Source organism: Bacillus sp. RC51 (assembly GCF_044908115.1).
In the GTDB taxonomy this organism is placed as follows: Bacteria; Bacillota; Bacilli; order Bacillales; family Bacillaceae_G; genus Bacillus_A; species Bacillus_A mycoides.
In genome coordinates this window covers 43527-68132 of record NZ_JBIYCW010000006.1, presented here as the reverse complement: position 1 = coordinate 68132, position 24606 = coordinate 43527, and the positions used below count along the sequence as shown (strand labels likewise).

The following is a 24606-nucleotide window of genomic DNA, read 5'->3' as shown; positions in this document are numbered from 1 at the left end:
TTTTAAAGGAGGAGTCAACTATGGCTCGTTATACAGGTCCAGCATGGAAACTGTCTCGTCGTCTTGGAATCTCTCTAAGCGGCACAGGAAAAGAATTAGAAAAACGCCCTTACGCACCAGGTCCTCACGGCCCTAACCAACGTAAGAAACTTTCAGAATACGGTTTACAATTACAAGAGAAACAAAAACTTCGTCACATGTACGGCATGACTGAACGTCAATTCCGTCGCACATTTGACCAAGCAGGTAAAATGCCTGGTAAGCACGGCGAAAACTTCATGATCCTTCTTGAAGCTCGTCTTGACAACTTAGTTTACCGCATGGGCTTAGCTCGCACTCGTCGTGCAGCTCGCCAATTAGTAAACCACGGTCACATCACGGTTGATGGCGCTCGCGTAGATATCCCATCTTACCGCGTTAAACCTAACCAAACTATCAGCGTTCGCGAAAAATCTAACAGCCTTGTTGTTGTTAAAGAAGCGATCGAAGTTAACAACTTCGTACCAGAATACTTAACTTTCGATGCTGATAAGTTAGAAGCTACTTACACTCGTCACGCTGAGCGTTCTGAGTTAGCAGCTGAAATCAACGAAGCATTAATCGTAGAGTTCTACTCTCGTTAATGACAAAAAGCCAATCCTCTGGATTGGCTTTTTTCAATTCTCACCATAATTTTTTATATCCCACGTAACACAAAAGTCCCAATACTCTATACTCCCCTCTAAAACAAATATTTTTTATTTAATCAAATTCAAACAAAAAGAATAACCTTCCTATTTTCATACAGAACTCCTGTTATATTATGAAATTTCGCAGAATAACAATAATATTAAGGCTTTTTAAACTTTATAACGAGGAGACGTTGATATGGAATTCAGAAATGACATAAACAAAATAGCTAACCAAATTTTAGAACGAAAAGAGTACATAACTAATGAAGAAATGACCAAGCAATCATTAATTATTCCTTTTCTTCAAAAGCTAGGTTATGACGTTTTTAGCCCTTTAGAAGTTAGACCTGAGTATATTGCAGATTTTGGAACTAAAAAGGGAGAAAAAGTCGATTATGCGGTTTTCAAAAATGGAGTTCCAATTATTTTAATTGAGGCAAAATCTGTAACAGAAAATCTCCTTAAACACGATGCGCAACTATCTAGGTATTTCAATGCCTTACCTGATGTCAAAGTAGGGGTACTAACTAATGGTGTAGAATACAAGTTTTATACCGATTTAACAAATGACAATGTGATGGATGAAAAACCTTTCTTCACATTCAGAATGGATAATTTAACCAATTTAGATATTGAAACAATTGAAACTTTTACAAAAGAAAATTTTGAAGCTGAAGAAATCGTAAAATATGCCGAAGAGCTTATTTATATGACCAATTTAAACTCTACAATTAAAGAATTATTTAAAAACCCTTCAGATGACTTCCTTCGTTTTCTAATTAAAGACTTTAGCTCAACTAGAATTACAAATAACGTTTTAGAACGATTTCGACCAATTGTTAAAAAAGCAATTAATCGAACACTATTAGAAATAATCAGTGATGGTTTAACACCAAAAGAAACAAAAACATCGGAGAAAATAGAAACAAGCCTAGTTGCAGCCGCTTCTACCGAAATAATTGAAGATATTAGCAAAGAAGACAAAACAGATAAAGTTTTCACTACCGAAGATGAACTGACTGCCTTTAACATTGTTAAAGAGATATTAACTGAAAATCAAAGAAACATCAGCGACCTTAAATATAAAGATACCATTAGTTATTTTTGCATCATGAATCGTGTAATCACAAAATGGTTTATACGTCTCTTCCTCGATGGAGAAGCAAAATCCTTAGTGGTAAGATTAGATTTAGAAGCTACTAAGCAGCTATGCTCTAATTTCGTGGTTGAACAAGCCCCAAAATCACAGGGAGTGAGTAGAATTTTCATTGATAATGTTAATGATTTAAAAGATTTGGAACCACTTATTATTTCTTGCTATGATCAAATTTTAGCTAATGTTTAAAAGAGAGAAATTCCCATTCTTTTTCCAAACCCCTGACAAAAAGCCAATCCTCTGGATTGGCTTTTTTCGTTTATATATAAAATAAAATTATTTATTTTCCTCTTTTTGAACATATACATAAGCATCTTTCTGCTCTTTATGTACATCAACCTTCGTGCTCTCTGCAAGCTGACCAGCGTTTAGCAAAGAAAAAATAATGAGCGCTTCTAGTGACATTTTGTTTTACCACTCCTTTCTATTTGTTATACATTTATCATACCGCTTACATGTGATTTCCGTATGAACTCGAAAAGGAGATTACAACAAAAAGGTTACAGGAATACGAATGCACGCTATAATAACCATTAAATAGGAGGTTGTTTCATTTTGACAATAAATCAAATGGTTCAATTGGGTAGTGCCTGTATGCTTTTTATTACTTCAGCACTTATGAGTTGGTATCAAGGGAGTAATTTAATAGATAATCCTGATGAATGGAAATATAGCGCTAAGTTTACGAATTATTTTAAAGGGTACGTTTCACATTATGACGATATTTATCAAATCGATTTCTTTATATATGCGGCAAAATTTTATCCCGGGGCATTTGTCGTTATGCTAATTAGCTTACTTTACATGCTCGCATTAATTCTTCATATTCTATTTAAAAGAAATCATGAGGCAATTTAAATGCATACATAAAAACCCCGAACGATAGACTTTTCAGCCTACCATTCGGGGTACTATTTGTTTTAAATTCTTTTCTGATTAGTAACGAATTAAGAAATATTTCTTCTTACCGCGGCGAATGATTGTGAATTTACCTTCGATGCGGTCGTTTTCTGTTACAACGTAGTCTAACGCTTGTGTACGCTCACCGTTTACGTAGATTGCACCGTTTGTTACATCCTCACGTGCTTGACGTTTAGATGGTGAAATTTTGCTTTCTACAAGTAAGTCGATTAATACTGTATCTTCTGCAGTACGTTCTACAGATGGTACGTCTTTGAATCCTTGCTCGATTTCGCTTGCAGTAAGTTCTGCTACAGAGCCACTGAATAATGCAGCTGAAATTTTAATTGCTTGCTCTAACGCTTCTTCGCCATGAACAAGTTTTGTCATTTCAGATCCTAATGATTTTTGTGCTGCACGTTTTTCTGGTGCTTCAGTTACTTGCTTCTCAAGCTCAAGAATTTCTTCATGAGATAAGAATGTGAAGTATTTTAAGTATTTAACTACATCGCGGTCATCTGTATTGATCCAGAATTGGTAGAACTCGTAAGGAGTTGTTTTCTCTGGGTCTAACCAAATTGCGCCGCCTTCTGTTTTACCAAACTTCGTACCATCAGATTTTGTAACTAGCGGAATTGTTAAACCGAATGCTTTCGCATCTTCTTCTGATTTACGGATTAATTCAAGACCAGCTGTAATGTTACCCCATTGGTCACTACCACCGATTTGTAGACGGCAATTATGGTTTTGGTATAAGTTTAAGAAGTCGTATGATTGTAAAATCATATAACTAAACTCAGTGAATGAAATACCAGTATCTAAACGAGATGCTACTGTATCTTTTGCTAACATATAGTTTAAACCGAAGTTTTTACCGATATCGCGTAAGAATGAAATTACATCTAAGTTACCAAGCCAATCATAGTTGTTAGCCATTGTTGCTGGGTTGTCCACGTTTTCAAACTCTAAGAAGTTTGAAAGTTGGTTTTTAATGCTTTCTGTGTAGTAAGCAACTGTATCTTTCGTATTTAATGTACGCTCTGCTTTTTTACCACTTGGGTCACCGATCATGCCAGTACCACCGCCAACAAGTGCAATTGGTTGGTGACCAGCTAATTGGAAACGACGTAACATTAATACTGGTAACATATGACCGATGTGTAAGCTATCCGCTGTCGGGTCGAAACCACAGTATAATTTAACGCTTTCTTTTTCTAATAATTGCTCAAGTCCCTCAGCATCTGTTTGCTGATTAATTAAACCGCGAAATTCAAGATCTTGTAAAATACCCATATCCTACATACTCTCCTTTAAGTTCATTACTGGCGTGAAGGTTGAAAACATAAAAAAATCGCCCCTTAAATAAGGGACGATTTTGATTATCGCGTTACCACCCTAGTTGCAGGCAAAAAAAGCCTACCACCTTATTTACATAACGGCTTAGCACCGTCTTTTCCCTTTTGAATACAATTCAATCGAAAAAAGATGCTCTAGGGGCGTAATTCGCGATCATCTATGTGCTGATTTCCACCGACCATCAGCTCTCTAAAACAGGGAAATGATCACTACTTCTCCCTTTCCACGCTCAATTATTCATATACTTTTCTTTATACCATCATTTATATAGGCGTGTCAAATAGAGGTATGAGTTCTTTCCCTACCAATCCTTCATAAAGTCGCAAGGAATATCGTAATAAGAGAAATAACTGGAACACCAACTAATAACGACACATGAAACACAACCGATAAATCATTCCCAATCGTCGCTTCCACAGGATCTTTCGCTGGAGAAGCAAGAAATCCAAGTAATCGCTCGAAGCGGCTTACCGTTTTTGGAAAATCCGGTATTTCTACATGATCGCTATCTAAATGCTGCTTTAATTTATATTCATTCTTAAAGGGATTTTCGTTCAATTTCATCCACCTCCAGCAATTGTTTTAATTTCTTTATCCCGTTATGAAGTCTCGACTTCACTGTTCCAACAGGAATATCCAGTACCTCTGCAATTTCTTTTTGCTGCATATCATGATAATAAGAAAGAATCAGGACCGCTCGCTGTTCTTCAGGAACTTTCAAAATTGCTTCTCTTACCGTAAGCCGGTCTTCGTGGGAAAACTCTACCTCTTGCATTGGTACTAAAAACGGTAAGAGCGAACGCCACTTTTTTCTTCTATTTAATTTATTAATCATAAGACGGTAACCGATTTGAAATAAATACGTTTTAATTTTTCCTTTTCGGGTTTCATACATATGTTTCTTACGCTCTAGAGTCAAAAACGTATCTTGAACGAGATCTATACTCAGTTGTTCATCACGATTAAATCGATACAAAAATGTATATAGCGCTGGTTTGATTAAAACATATAGTTTTTCTCCAGCTTGCTTATCTCCATTTTGGTACGCAAGCATGAGCTCCTCCTCAATCCCAATCTGCGCCATTTTTTTTGATCTCCTTTATTCCTTTTAACGTTAATGAAATACGGGAAATTAAATATGCACTTGCGACAATGACCCATGCTTGTGACTGATTCGTAAAAAATTGAATATATGGGTTTTGAATCGTATGGCCGGTTGAAACTAAAATATTTAACGCTAGCACACATATACATGCATACACTGCAAGACAGACCGAAATTGTATCAAATACATTCCAACGAAAATATATTTTTGTTTTTGTAAAATCAATTTTATTTCCATTTTTTCGCACAATATACTTCTTATCAAACGGAATAAGGATTGAAAAAATAACAATCATAATAATTCCAAATGTAATCATTGAAATTTTAAATCCAATTGGTATAGGTAATAACATACCACAAGAAAACACAACTATAATTCCAATTAAAGCAAAAGTCAGCATCAATTTATTAGACATAAAAAAGCCCTCCTCATCTATTCTTTCATAAATGTATACAGACGAGGAAGGCGCTTCGTTCAAATATTATTTTATTTTTTTTATGATTCTCGCAGGATTCCCGCCAACTACTACATTACCTGGCACATCTTTCGTTACAACAGCGCCAGATGCGATGACAGCATTATCTCCAATTATTACGCCCGGATTAATAATCGCTCTTCCGCCAATCCATACGTTATCGCCAATTGTAACTGGTTTTCCGTACTCTGATCCGCTTATGCGCTCTACCGGATCAAGCGGATGCGTTGCTGTATAAATGTGAACACCTGGAGCTAACATACAGTTCACTCCGATTGTAACTGGGCATACGTCTAAAATCGTACAGTCAAAGTTTGCGTAAAAGTTTTCACCAACGTGAATGTTATAACCGTAATCGCATCTAAAAGAAGATTCAAGATGAATGTTATCTCCAGTCGTTCCGAATAATTCTTTTACGATTGCACTACGTTCTTCTAGTTTTACTTCTGGTGTTTCATTTAACTTTCTTGTTAATATACGAGCTTGCTCCCTCTCTTGTACTAAAACGGGATCAGCAGGTATGTACATTTCCCCTTGTATCATCTTTTCTTTTTCTGTTTCTGTTTTCATTTCCTTCTCCCCTCCCAACACGTATATATAAGTTTATAATAACATAAAAAAGAAGGGTCTGAACGTATTCATTCAGACCCTTCCTCTTTTAATCTTCCATCGTTGATAAATCGCCTGTTGGTAAGTTTAATTCCCACGCTTTTAATACGCGGCGCATAATTTTACCACTTCTCGTTTTCGGTAATTTATCTCTAAATTCAATTTGTCTTGGCGCTGCATGAGCTGCTAGGCCTTTTTTCACAAATTGACGAATCTCTTCTTTTAATTCATCAGACGGTTCGTATCCCACGCGAAGCGCGATAAATGCTTTAATGATTTCCCCGCGTACTGGATCAGGAATACCAATTACACCGGCTTCTGCTACAGCAGCGTGCTCGATTAATTTACTTTCTACTTCAAATGGACCAACGCGCTCACCTGACGTCATAATTACATCATCAATGCGCCCTTGGAACCAGAAGTATCCGTCTTCATCCATATAAGCTGAATCACCTGATACGTACCAATCTCCCGGCATGAAGTAAGAATCATATTTTTGTGGGTTATTCCAGATTCCACGCATCATAGCTGGCCAACCTTTACCAATCGCTAAGTTCCCCATTGTGTATGGAGGCACTTCATTTCCTTCATTATCAACAATCGCTGCTTTCACACCTGGAATTGGTTTCCCCATTGAACCTGGACGGATTTCCATACAAGGATAGTTACAAATAACTTGTCCACCTGTTTCTGTCATCCACCACGTATCATGAATACGAAGTCCAAATGCGCTCATACCCCAGCGAATTACTTCTGGATTTAATGGCTCACCAACACTTAATACGTGACGCACTTGTGATAAATCATATTTTTTAATTGCGTCTTGTCCAGCTCCCATTAACATACGGAACGCTGTCGGTGCACTATACCAAACTGTTACACCGTAATCTTGCAGTGCTTCATACCATGCCTCTGGACTAAATCTCCCGCCTAAAATAACATTTGATGCTCCCACTAACCACGGTGCAAAAATACCGTAAGCTGTTCCAGTTACCCAGCCTGGGTCAGCTGTACACCAATATACATCATCTTCTTTTAAATCTAATACCCATTTCGCTGTTTGATAGTGCTGAACCATTGCGTTTTGAGCATGAAGGACGCCTTTTGGCTTACCAGTAGAACCAGATGTGTAATGTAGAATTAAACCGTCTTCACGGCCTAACCACTCGATATGTAATTCTTTTGAAGCTTGTTCAAATAAAGGATTGAACGCTACAGTTTTACCGCCTTCTTCTGCATTGTCTCCAACAAGGAAGACTGTTTTTAAAGCAGGTAAATCATTTAATGGTATGCGCTCTAACAATTCAGGAGTTGTAATTAACACCTTAGCTTCGCTATCTTCTAAACGATCGCGAACTGCGCCTTCCATAAATGCTTCAAATAATGGTCCAACAATTGCCCCTAATTTCACTGCACCTAAAAGTGCGAAATATAATTCTGGGGAACGCGGCATAAAAATAAAAACGCGATCGCCTTTCTCAACATCGCCATAGTTTTTCAGGACATTTCCTGCTTTATTAGAAAAATCCTTCATTTCCTTAAACGTATATTTCTCTTTTCGCGATCCATCTTGATAATAAAGTGCTACTTTATTCTTTCGATCGGATTTCGCATGCTTATCAATTGCCTCATACGCCATATTTACTCGGCCAGTTTCATTCCAAGTAAAATTTTTATTAACCTCTTCCCAGTTAAAATTCGCGTATGCCTCTTCATAATTCGGCAAATTATTTTCTCCTTTAATGACAGGAAGCGTTTCCACTTTCATACTTTACATCCCCCTCCTATGTATTCTATTATCTATTATAATAACATTATTTAAAATTTTCAGTATTTTTGTTGATTTTTAGACAAATTTTTAATGACAAAATTCGATTCACATCGCATATATTATAAAGTACGATATTAATAGATTCACAAACCCTCAAGGTGGTGAGCAATAAATTGATTCATAAAAAAATATATAATGCCAGAAACTTAAAAACAGCGAAAGGCACTTTAATTATTGAAGGTCCTGTCTCTACACATAATCTTGAAATGTATGAATTTCATCCAGACTTAATTGCGTTTCGTCCTGCCGAGCAGCAATATAAAGCAATTGTCGAAATTTCTAAATTACCAGAAGCTCGTCTCATTATTGCTAGACATGACCAAACGATCGTTGGATATGTTACATACTTATATCCTGATCCGCTCGAGCGATGGTCAGAAGGAAAGATTGAAAACTTAATTGAACTCGGGGCGATTGAAGTTGTCCCAGCCTTTCGCGGTTGCTCTGTCGGAAAAAATTTATTAGAAGTTTCAATGATGGACAATCATATGGAAGATTACATTATATTAACGACTGAATATTATTGGCACTGGGATTTAAAACAAACAGGCTTAAATGTTTGGGAATACCGAAAAGTAATGGAAAAAATGATGAATGCTGGTGGTTTACAATGGATGGCTACAGATGATCCTGAAATTTGTTCACATCCTGCCAACTGTCTAATGGTCCGCATCGGTAAACGTGTTGATACGGATTCCATTCAAGCATTCGATCGTCTACGTTTTCACAATCGTTTTATGTATTAATAAAGGGGGCAACTGGAATGATTGTAGAAGAAATTATGAATCAAAATGTAGTAACACTACATCCAAACGATACAATCGAAACAGCAATCCGAACGATACGTACGAAAGGCATTCGGCACATTCCAATTGTCGATCAAAATAATCATGTCGTAGGCATTATTTCTGATCGGGATGTAAGAGATGCAAGTCCGTCTATTTTAGATGAACAAGTTTCACTCGATATGCTGAAGCAACCGCTTGAACTCATAATGAAACACCCTGTTATGACTTCTCATCCTCTCGATTTCGTTGAGGAAATTGCGACTTTATTTTTTGAAAATAAAATAGGCTGTCTTCCTGTTACGAAAGCTGGAAAACTCGTAGGTATCATTTCTGAATCTACAGTGCTGCACACGTTAGTAAAATTAACAGGAGCTCATCAACCGAGTTCACAAATTGAAATTCAAGTGAAAAATGAACCTGGTATTCTTGGAAAAGTCGTTGCTATTTTTAGTGATTTACAAATAAATATTGTGAGCGTTCTCGTCTATCCAGCAAAAGATGAGAATGATAAAGTACTCGTTTTCCGCATTCAAACGATGAATCCTTTAAGGGTGATTGAAGCACTTGAAACAGAAGGCTATCGTGTTTTATGGCCGAATATAATGGGGATGCAAGCATGAGTAGCGCGTTCATTTATTCGGATGACTTTCGGGGCTATTCTTTTAGCCCTGATCATCCTTTTAACCAACTGCGCGTCACACTCACGTATGATTTATTACAAAAGAGCGGTTTTATCTCTTCCTCTCAAGTCATCGCGCCACGGATGGCTACAGATGAAGAGATTGCCTATGTTCATACAGAGGAGTACATAAATGCGGTAAAACGTGCTGGAGAAGGTAAGTTAGAAAAATCAATTGCGATGACATACGGACTCGGAACAGAAGATACACCGATGTTTCCAAATATGCATGAAGCAAGTGCATTACTCGTTGGCGGAACATTAACAGCTGTCGATGCTGTTCTTTCCGGAAAAGTAAAGCACGCCCTCAATTTAGGCGGCGGCTTACATCATGGCTTCCGTGGTAAAGCATCTGGCTTTTGTATTTATAACGATAGCTCTATCGCAATGAAATATATTCAGAAGAAATACGGTTTACGCGTTTTATATATTGATACAGATGCTCATCACGGTGACGGGGTACAATGGTCTTTTTACGACGATCCTAACGTATGCACCATTTCATTACACGAAACTGGGCGTTATTTATTTCCTGGAACTGGCGCAGTAAATGAACGTGGACAAGGAAATGGATATAATTATTCTTTTAACGTTCCACTCGACGCTTTTACAGAAGACGCATCGTTTTTAGATTCATATCGAACAGTTGTAAAAGAAGTGGCAGCATACTTTAAACCGGATATTATTTTAACGCAAAATGGTGCTGATGCACATTATTACGATCCACTTACACACCTTTGCGCAACGATGAACATTTACCGTGAAATACCGAAGCTCGCTCGTGAAATCGCTAATGAATATTGCGACGGTCGCTGGATTGCTGTCGGCGGTGGTGGCTATGATCACTGGCGCGTCGTACCAAGAGCTTGGGCACTCATTTGGCTCGAAATGAACAACATCCAAAACATCTCAGGTTATCTCCCTCCAGAATGGATTGACGCTTGGAAAGGACAAGCAGAAACCGACCTTCCCCTTACATGGGAAGATCCAGACAACATGTATCAACCTATCCCTAGAAAACCAGAAATCGAAGAAAAAAATGCATTAACTGTAGCGAAATCTCTTGAAATTATTCGGAATAATATGACAAAATCCTTATATTAAACAGAGAGGAGGCTCGCTTTTTGAACAGCCTCCTTTCTTTTATAGCTAGCTATTATTGTCGTTTTCCGTCGGTAAGTCGATATATTTTGAGATTCGCTGATATATTTTATTTAAGAATTAGCCGGTCCAACTTTTATGAGAAAAGGTCGTGATATTATGTGGACACAACAAATAATCAACACGAAACGTGGCACATTTGAAATCTTTACAAAAGGAAATGGCGAACCGCTTTGCATTACACATCACTATTCGCAATTTAATGAAACTGGTGATTACTTTGCGGATGTTTTCACTTCTACGCATCGTGTATTCCTTATTAATTTACGTGATGCTGGTAATTCTGTAAAAGCCAATTCAGAAAAAGAATTGACCATGATTGAAACGATTCATGACTTAGAAGCAATAAGAGATGCTTTACAACTTCCATCGTGGCATTTCGCTGGTCATTCAACAGGCGGTATGCTTGGACTTTTATATGCCATTACATATCCAACTTCCTTGCAATCATTAGTTATCGTTGGAGCCGCAGCAAGTAACTATACCGAAACACCATTTTGTATTTATCATCCAAAACATCCACAGTTTCATTATATGCAAGAACTCATCGAAAACTTGAAAAGCCCTCATCTTACAAATGCAGAACGAAAAGAATTATCTACTAAGAGAACAAAATTATCATTGTATAAACCAGAAAACTACAACTCTTATTTTGGTAAACCAATCGAAAAAACAATGTCCGCTAGCCGGATGAACTCTTTCTCTCACGAATATCCTTCATTTGATTTAAGAAAGTACTTACCTTCTATCAATATAAAAACGCTAATTATTTGCGGAAGACATGATGTGCAGTGCCCAATTCAATATTCTATCGAAATGCATGGGGGCATTCGTAATTCTATTTTTGTGCCGTTTGAGGACAGTAACCATTATCCTTTTTTGGAAGAAGCCAGTCGGTTTACTTCTATTACTCAAGAATTTTTTGGGATTAAAAAGAAAATTAAGGACTCACAAAGGCAATAAGTCTAGGAAGAGAGAACAAGTTTATTAGTGCTGTTTTGCTAAAGGAGGGAAATAGGGTGAAAGAAAAATTATTAAGAGTTGGAACGACTTATATTCCAGTTACCAACGTAGAACTTTCTTCAAATTGGTATGTGAACAAATTGGGAGCAGAGTTGAACTTTAAAGACGAAGACAAAGCTATTATTAACTTTGCAAATCAAAGCTTTTTTCTAGTTAAATCCCAAGATAATCAAACCTTAAATTTTTTTGATTTTCACGGTGAAGAACGCTTTTCTATAACATTCGAAGTTAATGGATTACATACACTAAAATCAATTCATAGTGAATTTATTGAAAAGGAAATTCTAGTTGGAGAGATTGAAAACAGAGGGCATGCTGGGAAGAATTTTATTTTTTATGATTTAGATGGTAATAAATTTGATGTTTGGAGTGAATTAAGTCCTATTTTCAAAGAAAAACACCTAATATAGAGTGATTTTTTACAATCAGACGCAAGTATTAAATAACACAGAAAGATACGAGGCTTATTCCATTAAAGCCTCGTTAATGAATATATTAACCTTCAAGAAAAATATTTCACACTAGAAACAACTAAAAGAAGAACAACAAAAACTACTAAACCTAAATCAATAAATACTGACTTTTTATCTCCTTCTTTTAAAGTTATCATAAAATTAGAAATTATTTTAATTCCAAAAAAGACCATCATAAATAACCAACCGAAATGATCATTTGTAGAATCTTCATCATAAAACATTTGTATTGCACCGATAATTAATAAAATAAGTACGATATTAGTTCCAATCTTTACAGCTTTGTTTAATTTATTATCCTTTAATTCAGCCCCCAAAATCTAGCACTCCCTCTCAAACTATCGTGCGTGTTGGCACAGATCTTTTATTCCCTTTTAAATTTTAACATAAATTACCTTATATATCCTTTTCCTTACAGTCATAGGCATTCCGACAATAATGATACTCCCTTCATTACAACATGCTCGCGCTCATAACTTTGCAGAAATAGAAAAGATTTTGTTAGAAGGACGTAAGTAAAAAGCTAATTTTTGCCTTCCTCCCCCGCCCTATGCTACATTTAACCCGTTACATCAATATTAATAGGGTGGGAATAAACATGAACAAACCTAAAATCGGGATGATTGGACTTGGAAGTATCGCACAAAAAGCCTATCTTCCAACACTTACAAAAGAAACAGATTGGAATTTTGTAGGGGCCTTTACACCTAACCCCGAGAAAAGAAAACAAATTTGCCAACAATATCGCATTCAAGACTTTCATTCTATGGAAACACTAGCTTCGGAATGCGATGCCATCTTCGTTCATAGTTCGACTGCTACACATTATGAAATCGTTTCTGAACTTCTGAAAAAAGGAATCGACGTTTATGTTGATAAGCCGCTAGCTGCTACTACTGAGCAAGCAGAGAAGCTAGTTGAAATGAGTGAAAAGTATAACCGAAAGTTAATGGTGGGATTTAATCGCCGTTTCGTTCCTATGTACGTTACTGCCAAAGAGCAAGCTAATGATATTTCATGGATTCGAATTGAAAAGCACCGCACAAATAAGGTGGGGCCATATACGTATGACTTTACTATGTTAGATGATTACTTACATATTGTAGATACTGCTCGCTGGTTAGCTAACGATGACCTTAACATCGTTCATAATATGATGCAAATCAATGAAAAGAACGAACTTCTTTACGGACATCATACATATACAACTGCAAATGGACTTTTACTTTCTACGGCGATGCACCGCCATGCAGGTACAAATTTAGAACAAATTGAACTTGTAACGGCAGGTAAAATCATTCGCGTAAAAAATATGAACACATTTGAAATTGAGCAAGAAAACTCCGTTTCACAAAGTGGTTCACCATCATGGGAGACAACGTTAAAGCAGCGCGGATTTGAAGATGCTGTTCATCATTTTATCCAATGTGTACAAGGTGATACACAGCCTATTGTAGATGGATTAGAAGGATTAAAATCTCAACAAATGCTCCAATCTCTACTGCAAGCTGTAAGCAAAAATTAAAACGGATACATTTTTCAGAATTTACTTTCATTCCCATTTCCTCTTTATTTCTATCACAAATTTCTATAGAATATGTTGATAGGAATTATAAATTTCATATTGAATCGTGGAAAGGATGGGATTAACACATGTGGAACGAGTTTAAAAAATTCGCATTCAAAGGGAATGTAATCGATTTAGCTGTCGGGGTTGTAATCGGTGCTGCATTCGGTAAAATCGTTAGTTCTTTAGTTAAAGATATCATCACACCATTATTTGGTATGGTACTGGGCGGCGTTAACTTTACAGATTTAAAACTTACATTCGGTAAATCATCTATTATGTATGGTAACTTCATCCAAACTATTTTTGATTTCTTAATTATTGCAGCTGCTATCTTTATGTTTGTTAAAGTTTTCAACAAACTAACATCTAAAAGAGAAGAAGAAGAAAAGAAAGAAGAACTTCCAGAACCAACAAAAGAAGAAGAAATTCTTGGCGAAATTCGCGACTTACTAAAACAACAAAACTCTTCTAAAGATAGAGCATAATTGAACGGATAAAAGGCATGCCCCTCTCGGGACATGCCTTTTTTATATGCTACAACGTTTCTGAATTCATATGAATAAATAAAATAATACCAGCAACCATAAGTACCATAATACTACCTGCAAATAGTGTAATACCCATGAACATTAAACTTGTGCTCATGTCCACTGATACACTTTCAATAAAAATAGAAATTACATACGTGATAAGGGCGATTCCTGCAAGAATACTTCCTGGAACAAATCGCTTTAAGCCATTTTGTTTTAACGTCATATATGCAAAAATAGCAGTCATGCAAAGCGTAATTATCCAAAGAACGATCATCTCTTCTCCCCCCTCACAAGCCTTTTCTTTCTATTATACATGACATTGCCCTATAATAGTTAAATTTGCACTTGTGTGACATATAACAAGGAATCTCCCCCACTGTAGCGAAAGCATTACAACATACAACTTACACAATAAGGAGGCTTTCATTTGGAATACACTACCACATGCAATTTGGAGCTATCCGAAAGATTCGATTATGTTACGATTGACTTAGAAAAACAGTTTTTTTGCATCGACGTTGTAAATTTGCAAAGCAATACAGCTGTACTAAAAATATCAATTAACTTGGAAAAAGATGAAACAATGGTAGAGGGAAATATAATTCAGTACGATACTTTGTACATAGACACATTATTACAAGGATTAAAATGTATTGCTCAAACATGTATTGATCGCAATTTAAGAAACCAAGAGGAACTGTTCGCATTTTTAGAAGAAAATTAGCTCCAATAAAAAAATGGTTATTTTTTCTTTTTATTGATATAATTGTTATATAGAAATATTCTTTATAAGGATGTGTTCATAATGATTTGGATTTCACTAATCGTATTAGCCTATTTCATCATTCTCGTCCCAATACAGTACAACTATATTAAGATGCTCAAGGAAAAACAGAAAAAAATGAACGTGTCCCAAAATGAACTTTACGACAAAATGTCTTATAAAGAATCCCAAATACATTACCATTATCAAAGCAACGTATTTACAATACCCGCTTCACTTATCGCGAGTATTGTTTATAAAATAAAACATTCAGCATAAGGAGACTGATCTCATGTGTATGCTGTAAAATTATTATTTGAATCTGTCCATTCAGGTGAGCCTAATCCTAGTAAAATTGATGAACATTATGAAGAGAATCACGATACACTTTTTGAAGAAAGTATCATTCTCGTTAAGGCGAACAGTTTAGAGGAAGCTCATGAGCTAGGTGAAAAGATAGCTCAACAGTCTGAAGATACGTACGATAATATGTACGGTGAGCAAGTAACATGGACGTTTAGAAAAGTGCTGCATGTTTTCGAATTAGATGACACACCATTTGAGACAGGAAAAGAATTATATGCACGCTTTTTACATGTTAAGAAAACTGAAAGTGTAGATACAGTAGTTAAACACCATTATCCTGAATATGAATAAAAGCTCACAGCTATCGCTGTGAGCTCTCTTATTCTTACTTCGTTGAATCTCTAAATTGGATACGGTGAGGTAAGATAACTGAGTGATCTTCTACTTTTTCTTTGTTCATATATTTCGTTAGTAGACGCATTGCTACTGCACCGATATCATACATTGGTTGTACAACTGTCGAAAGTTGCGGACGAACCATTAATGCAAGACGTGTGTTGTCAAAACCAAGCACTTCGATATCCGTTGGTACGTTTAATCCTGCGTCTTGTGCTGCGTGGATTACACCTAGTGCCATTTCATCAGAAGATACGAAGATTGCTGTTGGTTTTTCATCCATGCCCCAAAGTCTTTCAAACGCTTCTATACCTGAATCATATGTGTAATCTCCATCAATTATAAGATTTTCATCATATGAAATACCTGCTTCTTCTAAAGCTTTTTTATAACCTTGTAACTTCTTCGCGCTTCCTGCTTTATTAATGAAAGGACCAGAGACGAAACCGATACGTTTATGTCCTTGCTCAATAAAATGCTTCATTGCATCGTAAGCTGCTTGTGTATAATCAATATTTACTGATGACGTTTCATTTTGTTCATCAAATGACGCTGCTAATACAATTGGTACTGGAGATTTTTTGAACTCTTCAACGTGAATATCTGTAATGTCTTCACCCATGAAAACAATCCCGTCCACTTGTTTCCCAAGCATCGTATTTAATAAGTGGAACTCTTTCTCTTTGTTCTGGTCAGAGTTACTTAAAATGATGTTATATTTGTACATTGTTGCGATATCTTCAATTCCACGAGCAAGTTCTGCATAAAACGTATTTGAGATATCAGGAATAATAACACCCACTGTAGTTGTCTTCTTACTTGCTAGTCCACGTGCTACCGCATTCGGGCGGTATCCTAAACGATCAATTGCTTCTAATACTTTCTTTCTTGTTGTAGGCTTTACATTTGGGTTACCATTCACAACGCGTGATACGGTAGCCATTGAAACATTTGCTTCACGCGCTACATCATAGATTGTTACGTTCATCTCTTCGCACACTCCTTCTATTTATGTTATCTATTTTTATGTATCGGTTCACTTGAATGAAAAAAAGACATCAACTCTATTTGCAGATGCCAACAATCGTCCCGAGTTCTTCCTTTTACTAATGATACGCTAAAAACACAGGGTCATACAATATTTTCCCGCAAAAGTTTCGAAAAAATTCGCTTCTTTTCTCGTATTTTCGTATTTTTTATGCAAAAAAGGTCAATTTTTGTAAAAAAGCTATGTAACAAGGGCTACATAGACTAAGAAATCTTTTTATAATTTACTTCCGAATGCTTTTAATTCTTTCATAAACTCATTGAATTCTGGAATGTCCATTTGCTGCGCTGCATTTGATAATGCAACTGCTGGGTCTGGATGTACTTCAGCCATAATAGCAAAAGCACCAATTGTCATAGCCGCTTTTGCAAACGGTAATAGAAGGTCACGTCGCCCTGTAGAATGCGTTACATCGACAACAACAGGCAAATGTGTTTCTTTCTTTTAAATTGGCACAGCGGAAATATCAAGCGTATTACGCGTTGCTGTTTCATATGTGCGAATACCACGCTCACATAAAATGATATTACCATTCCCCTCTGCCATACTATATTCTGCTACATTAATAAATTCTTCAATTGTTGCTGATAAACCACGCTTTAATAATATTGGTTTATTTACAGCACCAGCTGCCTTTAACAGTTCAAAGTTTTGCATATTACGAGCGCCAATTTGAATAACATCAACATAATCTGACACTTTAAAGAAGGCACTGAAAGAGTCTATTTCATAAGAAAAAAGAGGTCATTACCTACTATGTACAGGTAATGACCTCCTTTCTTCTTTCAACATCTTTAGGAAATTCGAAATGTTTTTCTCGAAGTATTCACTTTTTCAGTAGCCTCAGCTTAAAAACTGTCTTTTTTTATTATAGGAAAGAAACAAACGGTTTATCGCTGTTCTTCTCTTTTATAATAACAGCCTCGATTTTATTCTCGGACTTTATTTGTAATTGAACTTTAGCATCTTTAGGAAATTGTTCTAACATACTTTGAGCAGCCGTTTGAGAGAGTGCCATTAATTCTGACTTACCGTTATATTTAACGACAATATCCATCTTTAATTTATCCATCTTATTTTGCTTATAAGAAATCTTAGCATTAACAGGGATATAATCTCCTGGAGAAAATGCCTTCATTGCTTCAGAAAATTTCTTTAGCTTATCATTATCTTCTCCATGTGCCCCCCCAAATTCTTGAGAAGGATACGAATACGACTTTTCATCAATAGTATCCCAATTTCCAAGATTAGTCTCGTTCTTTTGAACAGTAGCGCTTGAAATATAAGTACCATTCTTTAAAGAACTTGTACTTTCTTGCTTGAATATAGCAAATGTAATTGGAGATTTGTTATATTTATCATTTTTATTAATAGCTTCTATAAGCCCCTTAGCGACTTCAGTACCTTTAGAAATAGCTTCCTCATTAGATACACTTGAAGACATAGATAAACCAATAACAACACCAGATAAGCTTAGTTCATTTGAATTTTGTTTGCCGAAGTAGTCCTGTTCTATAATATTAGTCAAAACTGGTACTTCTTGTTTCGTAACTAATTCATCAATTGTTTTCTCTGGAATATATTGATTTAATTGTAATACGTAATTTTCTGTATCGAATTGTTTTGAAGCAATATCCATTAAACCATTTTCATATTCTGCTAAATCTAGTTTAGAATTAGTTTTAACATTAACTGTATTAATTACCTTTTGTTCTTTTAAAGGAATAACAGTTCTATAGTAATCCTTAGAAACAGCATTTCTTGGAATCATACTTTTTTCTTTCGTATCTTTCTGTACAACTTCATCCTTCTTCTCAATAGTATTATTGCTGCAAGCCCCCAGTAATAAACTTAAGCTTGCGATGCATAATGCCATTTTCTTCATTGCTTAAAACCCACTTTCAAAAGTCAATTTACTTAGTTTTAAAGTATCTCTAGTGTACCACTAAATATATTGTAACAAAATAAAAAAGAAGCAAGCCCTTCGCTTGCCTCTCCCTATTTTACATTCTCTTCTAAAGCTTCTTTTTTAATATTCCAGTGCGATGTATGCCATACTACCATTCCATCTTTTATGTATAACACTTGCGGAGATTCATGCTTAATGCTGTACTGCTCTGCAACATGGTTCGAAACATCTCTCGCCTCTTGTACGTATAAGTAATATGCTGGCACTTCTCTTTCTTCACCGCAATACGCTTGAAACTCAGTATATGCACCGTGACTAATTGGGCATGTCGTACTATGCTTAAAAAGAACGTAAGGCTCGTTCTTTTCTACTAACGCTTCAAGTTCTTCAATCGTTTCAATCTTCATCATACTCATCGTTACTCACCTCTCATGCGAAGTCTAGAGCGCTTCTCTCTCTTTTCAGCCTTCTGCTCAGCTTTCTCAAGTTTACGCTCTTCTTTTTCAATCTTTTTCTCTTGTCTCGTAGTACGGTAATGATTATATACTTCAATTGCTGCGCTGCTCCACTGTACAACTTGTGCCACTTTATCTGCATTATTTTCAATTTCGTCCGTAACAGACTCTGAAACGTTGCGAAGCTTCGTATTTAAAGAGTGGATCGTCGTTCCGATTCCATCCACACCTTCTACTACTTTATTTAGCGACTGTGACTTCTGTTGAATATCATCAGCTAACGCATTTGTCTTATGTAATAATTGCTCCGTCTCTACGCTTATTCCTTGCATTTGCTTTTCTAAACCTTCTAACGTGCTCGCAACGTTTTCTAACGTCTTCTGAACCGATAACAACGTTCTGCATACATACACTACTAATACTGCGAAAGCAACCGCGATAATAGCCGCACTTACATATAGAAGAACTTGCATTTCATCACTTCCTTTATCTTTTTCATACTTTCCCCTATTATACAATCATTTTCCGTTTCATTCTAATCCCTATCTTTTCATTAGAATTTTCATACTTATTCGTTAACTTTAACATAAATGATTCAACAAATTCCACTAAGTAGGTTACAATAGGAGAGGATACATAATTAGTAGGGAGGCTTTACATATGAAAGATCCACGCATTGAAAAGTTAGCATACAATTTAATTAACTACTCTATTCGTTTACAAAAAGGCGAAAAAGTATTAATTGAAAACTTTGGCTTACAAAAAGAACTTGTAACTGCACTTGTAAAAGAAGCATATGCAGCTGGTGGTTTCCCATTCGTTTCTTTAAAAGATCATCAAGTAGATCGCTCTTTATTAATGGGTGCTACTGAAGAACATTTCGAACAAATCGCTGCATATGAAGCGAGCGTAATGAAAGATATGGATGCTTACATTGGCCTTCGCTCTGGCGATAACATTAACGAACAAGCTGACGTTCCAAGTGAACGTATGAAAGTTCACGGCCAAACAATTGGCAAAAAAGTTCATAGAGACATCCGTGTTCCGAAAACACGCTGGGTTGTTCTTCGCTACCCAAATGCTTCTATGGCGCAGCTTGCTAAAATGAGCACAGAAGCTTTCGAAGACTTCTACTTCGAAGTTTGTAACTTAGACTACGGTAAAATGGATAAGGCGATGGATAGCCTTGTTACATTAATGAATAAAACAGATAAGGTTCGCTTAACTGGCCCTGGAACTGATTTAACATTCTCTATTAAAGACATTCCAGCTATTAAATGCTCGGGTCATTTAAACATTCCAGATGGTGAAGTATACTCTGCACCAGTTCGCGATTCTGTTAACGGTACAGTTTCTTACAACACACCATCTCCTTACAACGGTTATACATTTGAAAATGTACAACTTAAATTTGAGAATGGCCAAATCGTTGATGCAACTGCAAACGATTCAGAGCGCATTAACAAAATCTTCGATACGGACGAAGGCGCACGCTACGTTGGTGAGTTCGCAATCGGCGTAAACCCATACATCTTACATCCAATGGGAGACATTCTATTCGATGAAAAAATCGATGGCAGCTTCCACTTCACACCTGGACAAGCTTATGATGATGCATGGAACGGCAACAACTCTAACATTCACTGGGATTTAGTATGCATTCAGCGCCCTGAATACGGCGGCGGTGAAATTTACTTCGACGACGTATTAATCCGTAAAGACGGACGCTTCGTTGTAACTGAACTAGAAGCTTTAAATCCTGAGAACTTAAAATAATAATAAAACGCTCGGAATTTTCTCCGAGCGTTTTTTTAATACTTTAATAAGTCTTTCGCCACATCTTCTGGCACTTTAAAACTCATCTTCTTATTTTTCATTTCAACTTCAACATACGGGACATCTTTATATACTGTCATTGTACCAACTTCATGTAACTCTTTTTTATCTTTACTCGACTCTAATAATTTTGGTGTATCTTCTTGATACATTTTAAATGTTTTCCCTTGCGGAGTATCTAAAGGAGCCGATTGCATTTCCCACTTATCCATTTTCATGACTTCAAACAGCTTTTTAATTTCTTTCTTATCTGTAATTACTTTTTTATCACTTGAATCTGTAAGTGATTCAATCTCAACCTTTTGTGCCTTTTCAAAGTTCATATCAGCCTTTTCCTTCTTCGCACTACACCCTATTAAAAGAACGGATGCAGTTAGCAGAAGTAAAAATGACATAAGGGCTTTTTTCATTTCTAATCCTCCTAACTACATAGAGCTACTTTTTTCGTTTTTTGTTTGCTGAAAATGAAAATAATATAAAAGCGCCACTGCGATAGTACCTATTAATATTGGTTCATATAAGGGCAGATCCCATTTCATATATACTCTAGTGCAACCAACAAGCACAAACAAAATTTCCAAACAAAATAAAGGTTTTACATATTTCATTTTTACCCTACCATTTCTATTTTTACACTTGGATTCTCTTTTTCTACAAGCGATAAAAACTGCGTCATATGTTGCGGCATCGCGATCATATGTACTTTATATGCATTCGTCGTAATTTCAAGGGATTTCCCAACTTGACGAACAATTATTATATCTTTTAATACAACATCATCATTTAAAATACCGTACTTTAATACGCCATTTTCCACCTTATGTTTTTTAATAAATATTTCCCAAACGATTGGTACATTTACAATGAAGCATAAACCCATTCCAATCAACGCTGACATCCACTGCTCTTTATTTGTGAAAAGCATGACAATTGGATACACAAACATAAAAGCTAACGTGAGACTAACGAAAATTACTGCTGACTTACTTCTTTGAATTGGAAAATCCATACATGCACCCCCTAACCAAATTATACCATGTTTTCCATTTTAGTTCATAAAAAAAGGTCATTTATGAATGACCTTTTTAAACAGTATACCTATAAAATTTCTTATCTACCTCTAGCACTGGAAAACTTTTTGGCAACTCTTCTATACTCACGCTTTGAAAACCATTCTTTTCGTAGAAACGGTGTGCTGCTAGAAATTTAACTGTTGTTCCTAAATAAATGTCTTCCAAGTTCTTTTCCTTCGCCCAAGAAATTGCTGTTTGAAGTAGCGTATGTGATGCGCCCCATTCTTTTCCGCGGAACTCTTTCTTCACGAACATTTTTCTTAGCGCTACTTGATGCTTCCCAATATCTAATAAAGCTATCGTTCCAACTACTTTCCCATCATAAGTTGCTACCCAAAAATTTCCGTTGTCCCTTTGATAGAACATTTCTATTTCAAGTAAGTCCGGCTGCTCTTCTTTCGTAATAGGGACATTGTACTCTTTTCGCTGAATATGAACGATAAGATCTACTACTTCATCTTGAAACGTACTTTCATACGGAATAATGCGTAACTTCTCGTTCATCGAATCTCCTTCCACTCTGAAGCTAGTAAACTATATACAGCGATATCGTGAAAATGATCATATAACCATTCTTCATCTCTTAAAATACCATCTAACTTAAAACCTAAACGCTCTGGAATCGCACGGCTTTTCGCATTTTCAACACCACAACGAATTTCAATTTTATTCAGCTTTAAATTATCAAATGCATAATGAAGCACAGTCTTCACACTTCGCGTCATAATACCTTTCGCGCCAGCATCTTCTGCAAGATAATAACCAAGACTCGTAGCTTTCTTACCCCAGCTCACCGGATGAATACCTACCATCCCAACAAGCTTTCCTTTATAGCGTATACCAGCCTCAAACCCATCTCCCTCTGCAAATTTCTTTAACCACATCGGAAAAATCTCATTATACGCATCAGCTGATTTCGTTCCATCTACCCAAGGGAGCCATCTTCTTAAATGGTTACGGTTTTGATCTAATAATTGATATAATTCCTCTTTATGATGTTTTTCTAATAGTTGTAGTTCGATTTCGTCATCTACTCGGAGTGTGAACATGTTTTTTAGCCCCTTTTTATTTTTCTTATTATTCTAACACTTACAGATACAAAATGTTAAATATTCACACTTTTTTCGGTTTTATTTGTATAAAACCAGAAGAATATAATACTCCCGTAACAACTAATATCATTCCTATAGATTGTGCGGGTGTTATATTTACTCCTTCAATAAAAGAAATAATCATTGTAACAACAGGCACTAAATTAAAAAATAAAGATGTCCTTGCTGCCCCAATTTGAGCAATTCCATTATTCCACCATAAGTAACCGAGCACACTCATTCCAATTGCCATAAAGAGAATCGCTCCCCAAGCTAACAAAGGAATTTCCAAAACTGGTACTATACTTTTTTGAGTGACAGATATCACAATAAAGGCAAGAGCACCAATCGTCATCGTATATGTCGTAGTTTGTATCGGGCTACCAGTTTTAATAAACCTTCTGCCTAGTACACCGTATAACGCCCAGCAAATATTCCCTAATAAAATATAAAAATCCCCTTTTGAAAATGATAAGCTTTGTAGTATTGTAAACGAACCTTGTGTAAGTACAAAAACAACACCAAGTAATGCAAGTAACATTCCAATACCTTGGCGCTTTATAATTTTTTCTCGTAAAATAACACTTGCTAACAGCGTCGTAACGAGCGGATTCGTCGCCATAATAAGTGCACCATTAATAGCTTCTGTATGTTTCATACCTAAAAAGAAAAAGAAGTTAAAACCAAATATACCAACAATACCTAGCAAAAGGTAATAAGCCCTATTCTGCCTCCATACCTCCACCTCAAAATCTTTTCGTATTTTTAACAGACATAACATCACAAATGCAGCAATCACAAAACGCCATGCCGCTATATGAATTGCTTCGAAATATTGCACCGCATATTTCGAAGCATTAAATGTTCCGCCAGTGAAAATCGCAAACCCTAGTAACTGAGCGTATACTTTATTCTTCATTGTTGGCCTCCGAGTTTTTCTCTTCTAGAAAACCATAATAAATTTCTAACTTCTCCTCTGTTAACAAAACTACTTTTTGCAATTGCTCCTGCTGTTCCCTTAAACGATCTAAGTGTGTTGTTAAAATTGAAATCCTCTTTTTTATTTTCGCAGGTACTTCCTCTTCCCGCTGTCTAATCTCCTCTATAATACATCCGTCACTTGCAAACTCAGCCATCTCTTCTAAAGACATTCCAGTTTGCTTTAATGAATATAAAAATTTTAACAGGCGCACATCACCTTCTGTATACTGACGAATACCACTATTTCGCGTTGGTGGTGGCAATAAACCTAGTTTCTCATAATAGCGCAAAGTATGAATACCCATCCCTGTTAGCTCTGCTACTTCACCGATTTTATACATGTTTTCTCCCCCTTGTTTTTACATATTCATCTTACAACCTAGAGCTAACTCTAGGTCAATACATAAATAAAAATCGG

General features: G+C 36.1%; 34 protein-coding genes, 1 pseudogene and 1 other annotated feature. Of the genes and pseudogenes, 14 read left to right on the top strand and 21 right to left on the bottom strand.

Features of this window, described 5'->3' with window-relative positions:
• Positions 1-20: 20 nt before the first annotated feature.
• Positions 21-623, top strand: a complete 603-nt coding sequence (gene rpsD, locus ABH959_RS14260; protein ID WP_002015568.1) for a 30S ribosomal protein S4 — start codon at positions 21-23, stop codon at positions 621-623.
• Between the two features lie 244 nt (positions 624-867).
• Complete coding sequence (locus ABH959_RS14255; RefSeq protein WP_404492768.1) at positions 868-2016, top strand: type I restriction endonuclease; 1149 nt, start codon at positions 868-870, stop codon at positions 2014-2016.
• Between the two features lie 87 nt (positions 2017-2103).
• On the opposite strand, the gene ABH959_RS14250 is transcribed toward ABH959_RS14255, so the two are convergent.
• Positions 2104-2232: a hypothetical protein gene (locus ABH959_RS14250; protein ID WP_002015573.1), complete on the bottom strand. Its 129-nt coding sequence runs from the start codon at positions 2230-2232 to the stop codon at positions 2104-2106.
• A gap of 150 nt (positions 2233-2382) precedes the next feature.
• On the opposite strand from ABH959_RS14250, the gene ABH959_RS14245 reads away from it, so the two are divergent.
• Positions 2383-2685, top strand: a complete 303-nt coding sequence (locus ABH959_RS14245; protein WP_404492767.1) for a YjdJ family protein — start codon at positions 2383-2385, stop codon at positions 2683-2685.
• A 78-nt stretch (positions 2686-2763) separates the two neighbouring features.
• Here the strand turns inward: ABH959_RS14245 and tyrS are convergent, their stop codons facing one another.
• The 6 genes from tyrS to acsA form a co-directional block, all read right to left on the bottom strand.
• A complete protein-coding gene (gene tyrS, locus ABH959_RS14240) occupies positions 2764-4020 on the bottom strand; it encodes a tyrosine--tRNA ligase (RefSeq protein ID WP_002015575.1) in 1257 nt (418 codons plus the stop codon).
• 69 nt (positions 4021-4089) lie between these two features.
• Positions 4090-4318: a binding site (T-box leader), on the bottom strand.
• 77 nt (positions 4319-4395) lie between these two features.
• Positions 4396-4641, bottom strand: a complete 246-nt coding sequence (locus ABH959_RS14235; RefSeq protein WP_016092439.1) for a hypothetical protein — start codon at positions 4639-4641, stop codon at positions 4396-4398.
• Positions 4622-5167 carry an RNA polymerase sigma factor gene (locus ABH959_RS14230; RefSeq protein ID WP_002129421.1) on the bottom strand — a complete coding sequence of 182 codons (546 nt, stop codon included), beginning with the start codon at positions 5165-5167 and terminating at the stop codon, positions 4622-4624. Before ABH959_RS14230 ends, ABH959_RS14235 begins: the two co-directional genes overlap by 20 nt.
• Positions 5148-5603, bottom strand: coding sequence for a hypothetical protein (locus ABH959_RS14225; protein ID WP_002129423.1), 456 nt, complete (start codon positions 5601-5603; stop codon positions 5148-5150). The genes ABH959_RS14230 and ABH959_RS14225 overlap by 20 nt, the downstream gene beginning before the upstream one ends.
• 66 nt (positions 5604-5669) lie before the next feature.
• Positions 5670-6233 (bottom strand): maltose acetyltransferase domain-containing protein, encoded by a 564-nt coding sequence (locus tag ABH959_RS14220; protein ID WP_404492766.1) that lies wholly within the window; start codon positions 6231-6233, stop codon positions 5670-5672.
• A gap of 88 nt (positions 6234-6321) precedes the next feature.
• On the bottom strand, positions 6322-8040 hold the full coding sequence (gene acsA, locus ABH959_RS14215; RefSeq protein WP_002067621.1) for an acetate--CoA ligase: 1719 nt from the start codon (positions 8038-8040) through the stop codon (positions 6322-6324).
• Positions 8041-8216: 176 nt separating this feature from the next.
• Between acsA and acuA the strand changes: the two genes are divergently transcribed.
• The 5 genes from acuA to ABH959_RS14190 all read left to right on the top strand — a co-directional run bounded on the left by acuA (position 8217) and on the right by ABH959_RS14190 (position 12164).
• A complete protein-coding gene (gene acuA / locus ABH959_RS14210) occupies positions 8217-8849 on the top strand; it encodes an acetoin utilization protein acetyltransferase AcuA (RefSeq protein WP_002138645.1) in 633 nt (210 codons plus the stop codon).
• Positions 8850-8866: 17 nt separating this feature from the next.
• Complete coding sequence (locus ABH959_RS14205) at positions 8867-9511, top strand: acetoin utilization AcuB family protein (RefSeq protein WP_016092442.1); 645 nt, start codon at positions 8867-8869, stop codon at positions 9509-9511.
• Positions 9508-10674, top strand: a complete 1167-nt coding sequence (acuC, locus tag ABH959_RS14200) for an acetoin utilization protein AcuC (protein WP_082179662.1) — start codon at positions 9508-9510, stop codon at positions 10672-10674. Before ABH959_RS14205 ends, acuC begins: the two co-directional genes overlap by 4 nt.
• A 156-nt stretch (positions 10675-10830) precedes the next feature.
• Positions 10831-11694 (top strand): alpha/beta fold hydrolase, encoded by an 864-nt coding sequence (locus tag ABH959_RS14195; RefSeq protein ID WP_404492765.1) that lies wholly within the window; start codon positions 10831-10833, stop codon positions 11692-11694.
• A 56-nt stretch (positions 11695-11750) separates the two neighbouring features.
• Positions 11751-12164 carry a VOC family protein gene (locus ABH959_RS14190; protein ID WP_113935748.1) on the top strand — a complete coding sequence of 138 codons (414 nt, stop codon included), beginning with the start codon at positions 11751-11753 and terminating at the stop codon, positions 12162-12164.
• Between the two features lie 92 nt (positions 12165-12256).
• Here the strand turns inward: ABH959_RS14190 and ABH959_RS14185 are convergent, their stop codons facing one another.
• On the bottom strand, positions 12257-12544 hold the full coding sequence (locus ABH959_RS14185) for a hypothetical protein (RefSeq protein ID WP_113935749.1): 288 nt from the start codon (positions 12542-12544) through the stop codon (positions 12257-12259).
• Between the two features lie 281 nt (positions 12545-12825).
• On the opposite strand from ABH959_RS14185, the gene ABH959_RS14180 reads away from it, so the two are divergent.
• Positions 12826-13752 (top strand): Gfo/Idh/MocA family protein, encoded by a 927-nt coding sequence (locus ABH959_RS14180; protein WP_113935750.1) that lies wholly within the window; start codon positions 12826-12828, stop codon positions 13750-13752.
• 128 nt (positions 13753-13880) lie between these two features.
• Positions 13881-14282: a large-conductance mechanosensitive channel protein MscL gene (gene mscL, locus ABH959_RS14175; protein WP_061674728.1), complete on the top strand. Its 402-nt coding sequence runs from the start codon at positions 13881-13883 to the stop codon at positions 14280-14282.
• A 49-nt stretch (positions 14283-14331) separates the two neighbouring features.
• On the opposite strand, the gene ABH959_RS14170 is transcribed toward mscL, so the two are convergent.
• On the bottom strand, positions 14332-14604 hold the full coding sequence (locus tag ABH959_RS14170) for a DUF3917 domain-containing protein (protein WP_000636592.1): 273 nt from the start codon (positions 14602-14604) through the stop codon (positions 14332-14334).
• A gap of 153 nt (positions 14605-14757) precedes the next feature.
• Here ABH959_RS14170 and dhp61 point away from each other — a divergent pair, with 153 nt between their 5' ends.
• From dhp61 to ABH959_RS14155, 3 genes are all read left to right on the top strand, one after another.
• Positions 14758-15054, top strand: a complete 297-nt coding sequence (gene dhp61, locus ABH959_RS14165; protein WP_002143417.1) for a protein Dhp61 — start codon at positions 14758-14760, stop codon at positions 15052-15054.
• Positions 15055-15135: 81 nt separating this feature from the next.
• Positions 15136-15372 carry a DUF3949 domain-containing protein gene (locus ABH959_RS14160; protein ID WP_404492764.1) on the top strand — a complete coding sequence of 79 codons (237 nt, stop codon included), beginning with the start codon at positions 15136-15138 and terminating at the stop codon, positions 15370-15372.
• 15 nt (positions 15373-15387) lie between these two features.
• Positions 15388-15750: a DUF4288 domain-containing protein gene (locus ABH959_RS14155; protein WP_404492762.1), complete on the top strand. Its 363-nt coding sequence runs from the start codon at positions 15388-15390 to the stop codon at positions 15748-15750.
• 34 nt (positions 15751-15784) lie between these two features.
• On the opposite strand, the gene ccpA is transcribed toward ABH959_RS14155, so the two are convergent.
• From ccpA to ABH959_RS14130, 5 genes and pseudogenes are all read right to left on the bottom strand, one after another.
• The gene (gene ccpA, locus ABH959_RS14150) at positions 15785-16783 is read right to left on the bottom strand and encodes a catabolite control protein A (RefSeq protein ID WP_002034370.1); all 999 of its coding nucleotides are present in this window, start codon (positions 16781-16783) and stop codon (positions 15785-15787) included.
• A gap of 276 nt (positions 16784-17059) precedes the next feature.
• A pseudogene (locus ABH959_RS14145) lies at positions 17060-17539 on the bottom strand (bifunctional 3-deoxy-7-phosphoheptulonate synthase/chorismate mutase); the annotation flags it as partial.
• A gap of 172 nt (positions 17540-17711) precedes the next feature.
• On the bottom strand, positions 17712-18728 hold the full coding sequence (locus tag ABH959_RS14140) for a CamS family sex pheromone protein (RefSeq protein ID WP_012261839.1): 1017 nt from the start codon (positions 18726-18728) through the stop codon (positions 17712-17714).
• Between the two features lie 113 nt (positions 18729-18841).
• Complete coding sequence (gene ytxJ, locus ABH959_RS14135; protein ID WP_002067603.1) at positions 18842-19168, bottom strand: bacillithiol system redox-active protein YtxJ; 327 nt, start codon at positions 19166-19168, stop codon at positions 18842-18844.
• A 2-nt stretch (positions 19169-19170) separates the two neighbouring features.
• Complete coding sequence (locus ABH959_RS14130; RefSeq protein WP_012261840.1) at positions 19171-19680, bottom strand: DUF948 domain-containing protein; 510 nt, start codon at positions 19678-19680, stop codon at positions 19171-19173.
• Between the two features lie 187 nt (positions 19681-19867).
• Between ABH959_RS14130 and ABH959_RS14125 the strand changes: the two genes are divergently transcribed.
• The gene (locus ABH959_RS14125) at positions 19868-20983 is read left to right on the top strand and encodes an aminopeptidase (protein WP_002067601.1); all 1116 of its coding nucleotides are present in this window, start codon (positions 19868-19870) and stop codon (positions 20981-20983) included.
• Between the two features lie 35 nt (positions 20984-21018).
• Here the strand turns inward: ABH959_RS14125 and ABH959_RS14120 are convergent, their stop codons facing one another.
• The 7 genes from ABH959_RS14120 to ABH959_RS14090 all read right to left on the bottom strand — a co-directional run bounded on the left by ABH959_RS14120 (position 21019) and on the right by ABH959_RS14090 (position 24529).
• Complete coding sequence (locus tag ABH959_RS14120; protein WP_113935753.1) at positions 21019-21453, bottom strand: hypothetical protein; 435 nt, start codon at positions 21451-21453, stop codon at positions 21019-21021.
• Positions 21454-21468: 15 nt separating this feature from the next.
• A complete protein-coding gene (locus ABH959_RS14115) occupies positions 21469-21651 on the bottom strand; it encodes a hypothetical protein (RefSeq protein ID WP_000878349.1) in 183 nt (60 codons plus the stop codon).
• A gap of 2 nt (positions 21652-21653) precedes the next feature.
• The gene (locus ABH959_RS14110) at positions 21654-22052 is read right to left on the bottom strand and encodes a PH domain-containing protein (RefSeq protein WP_113935754.1); all 399 of its coding nucleotides are present in this window, start codon (positions 22050-22052) and stop codon (positions 21654-21656) included.
• A 76-nt stretch (positions 22053-22128) separates the two neighbouring features.
• Positions 22129-22620 carry a GNAT family N-acetyltransferase gene (locus ABH959_RS14105; protein WP_404492761.1) on the bottom strand — a complete coding sequence of 164 codons (492 nt, stop codon included), beginning with the start codon at positions 22618-22620 and terminating at the stop codon, positions 22129-22131.
• A complete protein-coding gene (locus ABH959_RS14100) occupies positions 22617-23165 on the bottom strand; it encodes a GNAT family N-acetyltransferase (protein ID WP_404492760.1) in 549 nt (182 codons plus the stop codon). Before ABH959_RS14100 ends, ABH959_RS14105 begins: the two co-directional genes overlap by 4 nt.
• 64 nt (positions 23166-23229) lie before the next feature.
• Positions 23230-24126 (bottom strand): DMT family transporter, encoded by an 897-nt coding sequence (locus ABH959_RS14095; RefSeq protein WP_372475028.1) that lies wholly within the window; start codon positions 24124-24126, stop codon positions 23230-23232.
• Positions 24116-24529, bottom strand: coding sequence for a MerR family transcriptional regulator (locus tag ABH959_RS14090; protein WP_002015599.1), 414 nt, complete (start codon positions 24527-24529; stop codon positions 24116-24118). The genes ABH959_RS14095 and ABH959_RS14090 overlap by 11 nt, the downstream gene beginning before the upstream one ends.
• Positions 24530-24606: the final 77 nt, after the last annotated feature.